3 protein-coding genes are annotated in these 13425 nt (G+C 69.0%); all 3 read left to right on the forward strand.

The genetic code is table 11. The annotated features are described in order from the left end of the window. Positions 1-289: 289 nt before the first annotated feature. Positions 290-3007: an MHYT domain-containing protein gene (locus JW897_RS05000; protein WP_205465353.1), complete on the forward strand. Its 2718-nt coding sequence runs from the start codon at positions 290-292 to the stop codon at positions 3005-3007. A gap of 420 nt (positions 3008-3427) precedes the next feature. Further along, the gene (locus JW897_RS05005) at positions 3428-3652 is read left to right on the forward strand and encodes an MbtH family protein (RefSeq protein WP_048414878.1); all 225 of its coding nucleotides are present in this window, start codon (positions 3428-3430) and stop codon (positions 3650-3652) included. A 203-nt stretch (positions 3653-3855) separates the two neighbouring features. Continuing rightward, positions 3856-13413, forward strand: coding sequence for a non-ribosomal peptide synthetase (locus JW897_RS05010; RefSeq protein WP_205465354.1), 9558 nt, complete (start codon positions 3856-3858; stop codon positions 13411-13413). Positions 13414-13425 lie beyond the last annotated feature (12 nt).

Here is a 13425-nt window from a genome sequence, read left to right on the forward strand (position 1 = left end):
TTGGGCGCTAGAGACTGATCAGAAGAGCATAGACCACCGGCAGCACATATTCCATTAAGTTTGTGAATTCAATAGGATATGCGCAATGGCAAGCCCTGAAGCCGCTTGAAAGCGGCCAGCCAGGCCTCGCGGAGCGCCGCCGGCGGGACAGGGCTTCACGCGCAAAACGCGCGAAGAAGCCGGGAAGCCGGCCCGATTCCGTCGCCGGCGCCGCCATTGTCTATACCAAGGGTGAGTGCCCGCGCTTAAGTTGGCGCAGCGTTAAGAAGCCATTGAAAATGGGGAGTCCATGCTCAGTTCGTTTTTCATTGACGCTTACCAGTCCTATTTATTTCTACCGACCCAATACAATCTGTGGCTGGTGGCGCTGTCCCTGCTGGTGGCCGTTTTCACCTCTTGTCTGGCGCTGCAGATCGCCGGCCTGGCCCGCGAGGCCAGCGACCGCTGGCTGCGCCGGGTCGCCCTCGCCACCGGCTCTTGCGCCATGGGCGGCGGCATCTGGGCGATGCATTTCGTCGGCATGCTGGCCTTCAGCGTTTGTAGCACGGTCCAATACGCGCTGCTGCCCACCCTCCTGTCCATGCTGCCCGCCGTCGCCGCCTCCCTGATTGCCTTGCACTTGCTGTCTCAAGCCAAGATTGACGGCAAGCAGTTGCTGATCAGCGGCGCGCTGGTGGGCGGCGGCATCGGCACCATGCACTACTCCGGCATGGCGGCGATGCGCATGACGCCGCTGCTGCGCTACGACCCCGCGTGGTTCGCCGTCTCTATCTTGCTCGCCGTCTTGCTGAGCACCCTGTCGCTCTGGATCCGCTTTGGGCTGGACAATAAGAAAATCGGCAAGGGAAAGATGACCTTGCTCAGCGGCGCGGTCATGGGGGTGGCCATTGCCGGCATGCATTATTTCGGCATGGAGGCCGCCCGCTTCATCGGCACGCCGGACCCGGCCTTCCGCAACGCCTTTGCCGACAACGCGAATCTGGCCGTCGCCATCGCCGTCACCGTGCTGGTGCTCGGCAACATCGTCTTCGTCGGCAATGTGTTGCTGCGTTACCGCCCTTTGTATCAAAGAACGCTGAGCAATGAGCTGAAGCTGCAAGCCGCCTTCAACACCTCGCTGGACGGCATCATCACCATTGACGAAAAGGGCCGCATCTTAAGCGCCAACCCCGCGGTGGAGCGGCTGTTTGGCTGGAAGGTGGACGAGTTGCTGGGCAAGAACATCAATCTGCTGATGCCGGAGCCCCACCATTCCAAACACGATCGCTTCCTTTCCGACTACAAGGAAACCCAGATCGCGAAGCTGATAGGCCGGGAACGCGAGGAGATGGCGCTCAAAAAGGACGGCGCCCAGTTCCCCATCCGCTTGTCTATAGGCAAGGTGCAGCTGCCCGAGCAGGTGATTTACGTCGGCTTCATCGGCGACATCAGCGAACGCCACCGCATCCAGCGGGAATTGGAAGAGCGCGAGAGCCAGTTCCGCACCTTGATCGACAACATTCCCGGCGTCGCCTTTCGCAGCCACTGCCAGGAACCCTGGAAAATCGTCTTCATCAGCGAAGACATCGAAAAACTATGCGGCTGGCCCGCAAAATCCTTTCTGGACGGCCGTATTCAGCTGCTGGACGTCATTCACCCGGAAGACAAGGAGAGAGTGCGCGGAACCATCCGCCACGCCTTGGAACAGCGGCAGCTCTATGTCGTCGAGTACCGCCTGCTCTGCCTGAACCAGCAGGAATGCTGGGTATTGGAGAGCGCCCGCGGCGTCTACGACGAGGACGGCGCGCCGCTGTTGATCGACGGGGTGATCCTGGACATTTCGGAGAAGAAGGCGGCGGAGTTCGCCCTGATCGAGGCCAAGAACCGCGCGCTGTCGGCGGTCAAATCCAAAAGCGCCTTCCTGGCCAATATGAGCCATGAAATCAGGACGCCGATGAACGCGATCATCGGCTATACCGATGTGCTGCAGGACACCGAGCTGGACGACAGGCAGAAAGGCATGCTCAAAACCGTCAACCACTCGGCCAAAAGCTTGCTGGGCCTGCTCAACGACGTTCTCGACACGGCAAAGCTGGAGCAGAACGCGCTGGAGCTGGAGGAAGCGCCCTTCTCTTTGCGCGAGGTGGCGGAGCATGTGATCGACATCCTGCGGCTGAGCGCCAGCAAAAAGGGCATCACCCTGCAGTTGAAATACCCAGCCATTATTCAGCAGGCCTTTATCGGCGACGCCTTCCGGGTGCGGCAGATTCTGATGAATCTGGTGGGCAACGCGATCAAGTTCACCGCTCAGGGCGGGGTCTGGCTGACGGTACTGTCTGCGCGGGAAAACGTGGTCGTCATCATCCGGGACAGCGGCATAGGCATGAGCCAGGAAACCCTGGCCAAACTGTTCGAGCCCTTCTCCCAGGCGGACGCCTCGACCACCCGCCGCTTTGGCGGCACCGGCCTCGGCACCACCATCGCCTTGCAGCTGGCGCAGAAGATGGGCGGCCGGATCGAGGTGCAAAGCGCGCTCAACAAGGGCTCCGTCTTTCAGGTTTACCTGCCCTTGCGCCCGGCGCCGCCGGACGCCCTGCCCTGCCTGGAGCCGCCCGACGCGGAGCGCACGCCCAAACCGCCGTCCCCCCTGAATATCCTGGTGGCCGACGACGACGAGATCAATCTGGACATCGTCTCCATCCTGCTCAAGAAATACGGGCACCGGATCTATACCGCAGCCAACGGCAAAGAGGTGATCAACGCGTGGCAGCACCACGACATCGACCTCATCCTGATGGACATTCAGATGCCGGTGATGGACGGCATCACCGCCTGCAAATTCATCCGTCAGGTGGACCCCGACAGCGACAAGCGCGCGACGCCCATCATCGCCTTGACCGCCGGCGCGTTCCAGGAGGACCGCGAGGCGGCCATGGCCGCCGGCATGGACGGCTTCATGACCAAGCCCATAGACATCGGCCGGCTGCAGGATGAGATCGAACGCGTGATGAAGCGCTTGGTGGGCTAGCCGGCGAAGGCGAGAGCCGCAGCCGGGCCATGCCCTCCCGGGCGGGCTGGGCTTTTCCCCCGCCTTGCAACCATCCAAGGCTGCGCGGTTCGCCGGAGCTCAAGCGGATGAAACAGACGGAGCTCCCTTAGAACCTGTTTACGATCTGCTACGCGTCGGCGATACAGCGTTAAAAACCAGCTCAAAATGCTCGTGTACCCCTCGCACATTCCGCTTTTTCGCCAGTTTTCGCCTTGTCTCGCCCTTGCTCGCGAGACTTTGAACAGGCTCTTGGATTTTGCCAGCGCCTCCCCCATAGCTCATTCACTGCGATATAGCCATATTTATTTAATGACATATTCATTTTTCATTGTTATGCTGTACAAATAATCCTGCGTTTTTGCGCAGGCAAAATTCATGAGAGTCACAGGGAGAAGTGTCATGGCGAACCCGTTCGACAACAAGGAAGGCGTTTTTTTCGCCCTGATCAATGATGAAGGCCAGTACTCGCTGTGGCCCGAATTCGCGCCCGTTCCCGAGGGCTGGCAAACCCGTTTCGGCCCCTCCGACCGCCAGTCCTGTCTCGATCACATCGAGCAAAACTGGATAGACATGCGGCCCGCCAGCCTGGCCCGCGCTCAAGACGAGATGCTCTCCACCGGCTGACCCCCGCCCCGGCTCAAGGGGCGAAGCCGGGTCGCGTCCGCTTTCAAGACAAAGCGCGGCGCCTTTCTTCCCATTCCGCTGCGACGCGTTCGCCGCGGTCCCCCTTTCGCCGTCCCGCTCCACATCGAAAAAACGCCGGCCTGCCGCGCATGCGCGACAGCTTGCGGCTTCACGTCCTGCAGCAAGCCATCTTTAGGTGCGACATGAACGACAACGCCGTTTCTCCCTCCCGCGATCCGCATACCCAGGCCGCGTCGGCCGAAACCTTCGCCGCCCTGTTCGCCCGCAGCGCGGCGGACCACCCGGACGCCATTGCGCTGCGGCACGGCGCGCGCGCGCTCAGCTACCGCGAACTGGACAGCCAGGCCAACCGCCTGGCCCATTATCTGCGCGAGCTGGGCATAGATCGCGAAACGCCGGTGGGACTGTGCCTGGACCGCTCGCCCGAGCAGATCATCGCCATGCTGGCCATTTTCAAGGCCGGCGGCGTCTATCTGCCGCTGGACCCCGATTATCCGCGCGAGAGACTGGCCTACATCCTCAACGACACCATGCCGGCCGCCTTGCTGACGCGCGCCGCGCTGACCGAGCAGCTGCCGGCCCACTGGGCGCGGGTGGTGGAACTGGATACCGAGCAAGCGGCCTGGCAGGCGCAACCGGACCACCCGCCTCTGCGGCATGACTCGCCGGACCAGCTGGCCTATGTGATCTACACTTCGGGCTCCACCGGCCAGCCCAAGGGCGTGGCGGTCACCCACCGCGGCATCGGCGCGCTGGCGCGCGCCCAGAGCCGGCGCTTCGGCATCGCCCCCGGCGCCCGCGTGCTGCAGTTCGCCTCCTCCAGTTTCGACGCGGCCTTCTCCGAAATCGCCATGACCCTGCTCTCCGGCGCCTGCCTGGTCACCGCGCCGGCCGCGGAAGTGACGCCGGGCGCGGCGCTGGCGGACTTGCTCGCCCGCCAGCGGATCAGCCACCTGACGCTGCCGCCCAGCGCGCTGGCCATCATGCCGGACGGCGGCATCCCGCAGGATTGCGGCCTGATCGTCGCCGGCGAGGCCTGCCCGGCGGCCCAGGTGCGGCGCTGGTCCGTCGGCCGAACCATGCTGAACGCCTACGGCCCCACCGAAGCCACCGTCTGCGCGACGATGAGCGGCCGGATGCGGGACGAGGCGCCCGCCGACATCGGCGCGCCGCTGCCCGGCGTCCAGGCTTACGTGCTGGACGACGCCCTGCGGCCGCTGCCGCCGGGCGTGGAAGGCGAGTTGTATCTCGCCGGCGACGGGCTGGCTCGCGGCTATCTGGGCCGGCCGGCGCTCAGCGCCGAGCGCTTCGTCGCCAACCCCTTCGGCCCCGCCGGCAGCCGCCTGTACCGCAGCGGCGACCTGGCGCGGCTGCGCGCCGACGGCGGACTGGATTACCTGGGGCGAGCCGACGAACAGCTCAAGCTGCGCGGCTACCGCATCGAACCCGGCGAAATCGAACACCTGCTGACGCAGCAGGCCGGCGTGAGCCAGGCCGTAGTCCGCCTGCGCGAAGACCTGCCCGGCATCAAGCAACTGGTCGCCTACGTCGTTTCCCGCGCCGGCCTGCAAGCCGACGACGCGGCCTTGCGCGCGGCGCTGGCCGAGCAACTGCCCGACTACATGGTGCCGGCGGCGGTGGTGCCGCTGGAGCGCCTGCCGCTGACGCCCAACGGCAAGGTGGACAAACAGGCGCTGCCCGCGCCGGACTTCGGCGACGCCGACGCCGGCGAAGCGCGGGACTGGCTGGAAAAAACGCTGGCCAAGCTGTACGCGGAAGTGCTGGGCCTGCCCAGGGTGGGCCTGGGCCAGGGCTTCTTCGACCTCGGCGGCGACAGCATCAGCGCCATTCTGCTGGTCAGCCGCGCCCGCGCCCACGGCCTGCAGTTCAGCCCGCAGGACGTTTTCGATCAGCCCAGCATCGAGCGCCTGGCGCTCCGGGTCCGCCCGCTGGAAGCCGACGCGGCGGCCGGCGAATTGCCGCCGCCCAGCGCCGCGGATATGGAAAGCATCCGCGCCCGCTATCCGGCGGCCAGCGCGGTGCTGCCGCTGTCGCCGCTGCAGCGGGGCCTGCTGTTCCACCTGCTGTACGACGAAGGTCAAAGCGACGTCTACCTGATACAGATGGGCTTCCAGCTGGACGGCCCGCTGGACGCGGCCAGGCTGCGCGTCGCGGCCGAGGGCTTGCTGCAACGCCATCAGCACCTGCGCGCGGCCTTCGCCGCGGACGACCTGGAGCAGCCGGCGCAAATCGTGCTGGAGCGCGTGGAAACGCCGTGGCGCGAGCTGGATCTGTCAGCGCATCAGGCCGATGAACAGCAGCGCGCCCTGGAAGGGCTGCGCGAGGACGACTACGCCGCCGGCGTGGACCCGGCGCGCGCGCCGCTGCTGCGCTTTACCCTGGTCAAGCTGGACGCCGAGCGCCATCAGCTGCTGTGGAGCTTCCACCACCTGCTGTTCGACGGCTGGTCGGTGCCGGTGCTGCTGCGCGAACTGTTCGCCCTCTACCGCGGCGACGAGCTGCCGCCCGCCATTCCCTACCGCGACTACCTGGCCTGGCTGCACGTCCGCGACCGCGACGCCGCCAAGCGCCAATGGGTCAACCATCTGGCCGACCTGGAACAGCCGGCGCGCCTGGCGCCCGGCGGACAAAAAAGCCGGCAGCTGCCGCGCAACCACAATGTGACGGCGGACCCGGCGGTCTACGCCATGCTGGAGCGGCTGGCCCGCCGGCAGGGCCTCACCCTCAATACCTTGCTGCAAGCGGCCTGGGCCATTCTGCTCGCCCGCCTCAGCGCCGTCGACGACGTCGTCTTCGGCGTCACCGTCTCCGGACGCCCGCCGGAACTGCCCGGCGTCGAACGCATGGTCGGCCTGCTGATCAACACCGTCCCGCTGCGCCTGCGCCTGCGGCCCGAGGAAACCCTCGCCGCCCTGCTGCAGCGCCTGCAGGCCCAGCAGGCCGCGCTGATCGAGCATCAACACCTCAGCCTCGCCGAGATCCAGCAGGCGGCCGGCCTGGGCGATTTGTTCGACACCCTGCTGGTATTTGAAAACTACCCGATCGCCGACGACGACCGCCGCGTCGACGACGCGCTGTCCATCGGCTACCTGGGCGGCCAGGGCGTGGACACCTCGCACTATCCGCTCAGCCTGTGCGCCGTTCCCGGGCCCGAGCTCGAACTGCGCTTCGGCTACCGGCCCGATCTCTTCTCCGCCGACGCCGTCGACGGCATCGCCCAGCAACTGCTGGAACTGCTGCGCCTGATCGCCGAACAGCCCGAGCTGCCGCTCTCCCGCATCGAACCTACCTCCCCGGCCCAGCAAGCCGCGCTGGCCGCCTGGAACCTCACCGACGCCCCGCTGCCCGCCGCCACCCTGACCCAGTTGCTGGAACGCCAAGCTGAACTCAGCCCCGACGCCGAGGCGCTGCGCTTCGACGACATCGCCCTCAGCTACCGCCAGCTGCATCAGCGCGCCAACCGCCTCGCCCGCCGCCTGCGCGCCGACGGCGTCGGACCCGAAACCCTGGTCGCCGTCGCGCTGCCCCGTTCCATCGACCTGGTGGTGGCCCTGCTCGCCGTGCTCAAGGCCGGCGGCGCTTATCTGCCGCTCGATCTCGACTATCCGGCCGAGCGCATCGCCTTCATGCTGGCCGACGCCCAGCCCGCCGTGGTCCTGTCCCGCTCCGAGCTGCTGGCCGGCCTGCCGGTCGAACGCGCGCTGTGCCTGGATCAGCTGGACGACGCGCTCGAGACGCTGTCCGACGCGCCGTTGGAACTCCCCGACAACTACGAACACCCGGCCTACGTCATCTACACCTCCGGCTCCACCGGCCGCCCCAAGGGCGCCGTCAACAGCCATCGCGCCATCGTCAACCGCCTGCTGTGGATGCAGCACGCCTACCCGCTGGCCGCCGACGATGTGGTGCTGCAAAAAACCCCGTCCAGCTTCGACGTCTCGGTATGGGAATTCTTCTGGCCGCTGCTCGCCGGCGCCTCGCTGCTGCTGGCCCGCCCCGACGGCCATCGCGATCCCGTCTATCTGGCCGAGCTGATCCGCCGCCGCGGCGTCACCACCCTGCATTTCGTCCCATCCATGCTGGACGCCTTCCTGCTGGAGCCCGCCAGCGCCGGCTGCGTCAGCCTGCGCCGCGTGCTGTGCAGCGGCGAAGCCTTGCCCGCGCCGCTGCTTGCCCGCGCCGCCCAGACGCTGCCCTGCCCGCTGCATAATCTTTACGGCCCCACCGAAGCCGCCGTCGACGTCACCGCCTGGACTTGCGACCCGGCAAGCGACAGCCGCTCGGTGCCCATCGGCCGCCCGATCTGGAACACCCAGCTCTTCGTGCTCGATTCCATGCTGCGGCCGCTGCCGCCCGGCATCCCCGGCGAGCTTTACCTCGGCGGCGTCGGCCTGGCGCGCGGCTATCTGCGCCGTCCGGGACTCACCGCCGAGCGCTTCGTCGCCCATCCCTTCGCCGTCGGCCAGCGGCTGTACCGCACCGGCGACCGCGTCGTCCGCCGCGACGACGGCGCGCTGGAATATCTGGGCCGCCTCGACCACCAGGTCAAGCTGCGCGGCCTGCGCATCGAGCTGGGCGAGATCGAAGCCGCGCTGCTGGACCAGCCCGGCGTCGCCCAGGCCGTAGTCCTGATCCGCGAGGACGCGCCCGGGCAGCGCCGGCTGGTCGCCTACGCGGTGCCCGCAGCCGGCGCCGAAGCCGACGTCGCGCGCTGGCGCGACGCGCTGGCCGCCCGCCTGCCCGACTACATGGTGCCCGCCGCCTGGGTGGCGCTGGACGCGCTGCCGCTGACCCCCAACGGCAAGCTGGACCGCCGCGCCTTGCCAGCGCCGGAGCTGACGCTGGCCAAGCACCGCGAGCCGGTCACCGAGAAAGAGAAGCTGCTGGCCGAGGCCTTCGCCCAAACACTGGGACTGGAGCGCGTCGGCCTGGACGACAGCTTCTTCAACCTCGGCGGCGACAGCATCAGTTCCATCCAACTGGTGAGCCTGGCCCGCAAGCGGGGGCTGAGCCTGACGCCGCGCCAAGTGTTCGAGCAGCGCAGCGTCCGCGGCCTCGCCCAGATCGCAACCGAGGCCCCGGCCCTGGGTGCCAACGCGCACGCCGACGCGCCGCTGCTGCGGCTGGATCCCGCCGAAATCGAGCGCCTGAGCCGCCGCCACCCCGGCCTCGCCGAACTGCTGCCGCTGACGCCGCTGCAGCAAGGCCTGCTGTTCCACGCGCTCTACGACCACTCCGCCGCCAACCCCTATGTGGTGCAGATGCGCATCGAGCTGGACGGCACGCTGGACGCCGCCGCCTTGCGCCGCGCCGGCGAAGGCCTGCTGCGCCGCCACCCGCACCTGCTGGCCTCCTTCATTCACCACGACACCTTGCAGCCGATGCAGGCGCTGAGCCGGGACTCCGCCGCGCCATGGCGGGAAGCCGATCTGTCGGCGCTGAGCGGCGACGACGCGCGCGCGCGGCTGGAAGACATGCAGACGGCCGATCATGGAGAGAGCATGCCGCCGGACCGCGGGCCGCTGCTGCGCTTCACCCTGATCCGGCTGGCGCCGGAGCGCTATCTGCTGCTCTGGACCTTCCACCACCTGCTGCTAGACGGCTGGTCCCTTCCCGTGCTGCTGGACGAGTTGTTCGCGCTCTACCGCCAGGGGGAGGCGGCCGCGCTGCCGCCCGCGCCGGCCTACCGCGATTATCTGCGCTGGCTATCCGGCCGCGATCAAACCGCCGCTCGCCAGGCCTGGAGCGAATACCTGCGCGGCGTGGACGAGCCCACCCTGGTGGCGCCGGGCCTCCCCGCCGCCGAGCGGCGGCCGGATCTGCACACCGCCACGCTGACGCCGGAGCTCAGCGCCGCGCTGGCCGCCCAGGCTCGGCGTCGCGGGCTGACCCTCAATACCCTGGCCCAGGCCGCATGGGGCCTGTTGCTGGCCCGTCTGACCGGCCGCGATGACCTGCTGTTCGGCATCACCGTGTCCGGGCGGACCGCGCCGCTGGAAGACATCGCGCGGCTGCCGGGCCTGCTGATCAACACCGTGCCGCTGCGCCTGAAACTGGAACCGTCGGCCACCTTGGCCGGCTGGCTGGACGATCTGCAAGCGCGTCAGGCCGCGATGATGGAGCACCAGCATCTCGGACTCGGCGACATCCAACAGCTGACGGACATGGAGGAGTTGTTCGACACCCTGATGGTGTTCGAAAACTATCCACAACTCGACGCGCTGCGCCAAAGCCACGCCGGCGACGGCCTGAGCGTGCGCCCCGTCGACGGCTTGGGCGGCGACGTGTCGCACTACCCGCTGGGCCTGTGCGTGGTGCCGGGGGAAAGGCTGGAACTCCGGCTGGGCTGCCGCGCCGACGCCTTCCCGCCGGCGGCGGCCGAGCGCCTCCTCGCCAGCCTGTCGCGCCTGTTCCAGGCCTTGGCCGGCGACCTGGACCTGCCGCTGTCCCGCCTGCGCTGGCTGGACGAGGCCGAGAGCCGCCAGCAGGACGGCTGGAACGCCACCGCGCGCGCCACGCCGTCGGCGACGCTGCCCGAGTTGTTCCGCCGACAGGCCGAGCTGACGCCGGACGCCGTCGCGGTCTGCGCCGGCGACCTTCGCCTGAGCTACCGCCAGCTGGACCGGCAATCCAACGCGCTGGCCCACCGGCTGCGCGCGGCCGGCGTGGCCGCGGAAACGCCGGTGGCGCTGTGGCTGCAACGCGGCCCGCTGCTGCCGGTGGCCATCCTGGGCGTGCTCAAGGCCGGCGGCTGCTATGTCCCGCTGCACACCGCCCAGCCGAATGAACGGCGAGCCTGGACCCTGGCCCAGTCGCGCGCCGCGCTGCTGCTGGCCGACGAGGCCCCGGCGCCGGCGATGCTGCCGCCGGGCTTGCCGGTGCTGCGGATAGACGATTGGTCGGACAGCGCCGAGCACCCGCCGCGCCTGGCCCTGTCGCCCGACGCGCTGGCCTATGTGATGTACACCTCCGGCTCCACCGGCGTGCCCAAGGGCATCGCCGTCAGCCACGCCAACGTCCGGGATCTGGCGCTGGACCGCCGTTGGGAGGGCGCGTCCCAGAGCAAGGTGCTGCTGCACTCTCCGCATGCCTTCGACGCCGCCACCTACGAGCTATGGGCGCCCTTGCTGCACGGCGGCCAGGCAACGCTGGCGCAGCCGGGAGACAACGACATCGACTCGCTGGCGAACACCCTGCAAGGGGAAAACGTCACCGCCGCCTTCCTGACCACCGCGCTGTTCAACCTGCTGGCCGAGGAGCGGCCGGACTGCTTCGCCAGCCTGCGCACGCTGTGGACCGGCGGCGAAGCCGCCTCGCTGCGCGCCTTCCAGCGGGTGCGGGAACGCCATCCGCAACTGGAACTGGTCCACGTCTACGGCCCCACCGAGGCCACCACCTTCGCCACCTGCCATCCGCTGCCGCGCGATCAAGCGCTGGCTGCGCCGCTGCCGATAGGCGCGCCGATGGACAATACCCGCGCCTATGTGCTCGACTTCGCGCTGCGCCCGCTGCCCGCCGGCGCGCCCGGCGAACTCTACCTGGCCGGCAGCGGCCTGGCGCGCGGCTATCTGGATCAGCCGGCGCTCAGCGCCGAGCGCTTCGTGGCCAACCCCTTCGGCCCCGCCGGCAGCCGGCTCTACCGCAGCGGCGACCGGGCGCGCTGGCGCGCCGACGGCCAGCTGGAATTCCTCGGCCGCGCCGATCAACAGGTCAAGCTGCGCGGCTTCCGCATCGAACTCGGCGAAATCGAGGCCAGGCTGCGCGAACACCCGGCCGTGTCCCAGGCGCGGGCGGTGCTGCGCGAGACGGACGGCGCGCCGCGCCAGCTGCTCGCCTATGTCGCGCTCCACCCCGGCGCCGACGTCGCCCCGTCCGCGCTCAGGCAGGCCCTGGCGGCGCAACTGCCCGACTATATGGTGCCGGCCGCCGTCGTCGCGCTGGACGCGCTGCCGCTGACCCCCAACGGCAAGCTGGACCACCGCGCGCTGCCCGCTCCCGAGCTCCAGGCCGGCGGCGATCGGCGGCCGCCGCGCAGCGACGCCGAACGCATCCTGGCCGGGCTGTACGCCGAGCTGCTGGGCCTGGACGAAGTCGGCCTGGACGACGGCTTCTTCGATCTCGGCGGCGACAGCATCGCCTCCATCCTGCTGGTCAGCCGCGCGCGACGGCAAGGCTTGCTGCTGAGCCCGCGCGAGGTTTTCCTTCATCCCCGGGTGGAAGCGCTGGCCGCCGTCGCCCGGCCTGTCGCCGCCGTCGCGACCGAGGACGCCGCGGAAGGCCCGCTGCCGGCGACGCCCATCATCCGCTGGTGGCTGGAGCGCGGCGGCCCGCAAAGCGGCTTTTACCAATCCATGCTGCTGCAAACCCCCGCCGGACTGGAACAAGCCCATCTGGCGCAGGCGCTGCAAGCCTTGCTGGATAAACACGACGCGCTGCGGATGCGGCTGGACGCCGACGGCGGCCTCAGCGTGCCTCCGGTCGGCTCGACATCGGCGCAAGATTGCCTGCGCCGCATCGCGGCGGACGCGCATCTGGAGATCCCGTCGGCCGACATCGCCGCCGCGGCGCGGCAGTTGGACCCCGCCGCCGGCGCCATGCTGCGGGCGCTGTGGCTGGACGCCGGCCCGGACGCGCCGGGCCGGCTGTGGCTCGGCATCCATCACCTGGCGGTGGACGGCGTCTCCTGGCGCATTCTGCTGCCGGACCTGGCCGCCGCCTGGCGCGACGTCCAGGCCGGCCGGCCCATCCAGCTCGATCCGGTGGCCACCTCCTTCCGCCGCTGGGCGCTGCTGCTGAACGAGGACGCCGTCCGCGCCGCCCGCGCGGCCGAAGCGCCGATGTGGGCGAACATCCAGAGCCAGCCCGATCCGCTGTTGTCGCCCTGCCCGCTGGACCCGGCGCTGGACACGGCCGGTGCCAGCCGGCGCCTGAGCGTCGCACTGCCCGCCTCCGTCACCACCGAGCTGCTGACCCGGGTGCCGGCGCTGTTCCACGCCGGCATCAACGACGTGCTGCTCACCGGCTTCGCGCTGGCGGTGGCGCGCTGGCGGCAAGACCAGGGACGGAGCGACGGCACCGCGGTGCGCCTGGAACTGGAAGGCCATGGCCGCGAGGAGCTGGGCGAACATTGCGACCTCTCCCGCACCGTGGGCTGGTTCACCAGCCTGTTCCCGGTCCGCCTCGATCCCGGCGTCTCCGCCGCCGCGGCCCTGGACGACGCCGCCGTGCTCGGCGACGCGCTGAAGCGGGTCAAGGAGCAGTTGCGCGCGCTGCCGGACCGGGGCCTGGGATACGGCCTGCTGCGCTACCTCAATCCGGAGACCGCCGCCCGGCTGAGCGGCGCCGCGCCGGCGCAGCTCGGCTTCAACTACCTGGGACGCTTCGCCACGCCGGCGCGCGGCGACTGGATGCCGGCGCCGGAAGCCGCCGGACTGGACGGGAACAGCGATCCTTCGGTGCCCTTGTCCCACGCCATCGAGCTCAACGCCGCCACCCACGACGGCTCGGACGGCCCGGAACTGGTGGCCACCTGGCTGTGGGCCGGCCGCCTGTTCGACCGGCAGGAGATAGCAAGGCTGGCGGAGGACTGGTTCGACGCGCTGCGCGCCTTGGCCAAGTTGGGCCACGCGCCGGACATCGGCGGCAGCACGCCGTCCGACCATCCTCTGGCCGGCGGGTTGTCGCAGGAGGAGATAGACCTGATCGAAGCCGGCCTCTAAGACTTGTCTCGC

The organism is Chromobacterium alkanivorans (genome assembly GCF_016937655.1).
Classification (GTDB): domain Bacteria; phylum Pseudomonadota; class Gammaproteobacteria; order Burkholderiales; family Chromobacteriaceae; genus Chromobacterium; species Chromobacterium alkanivorans.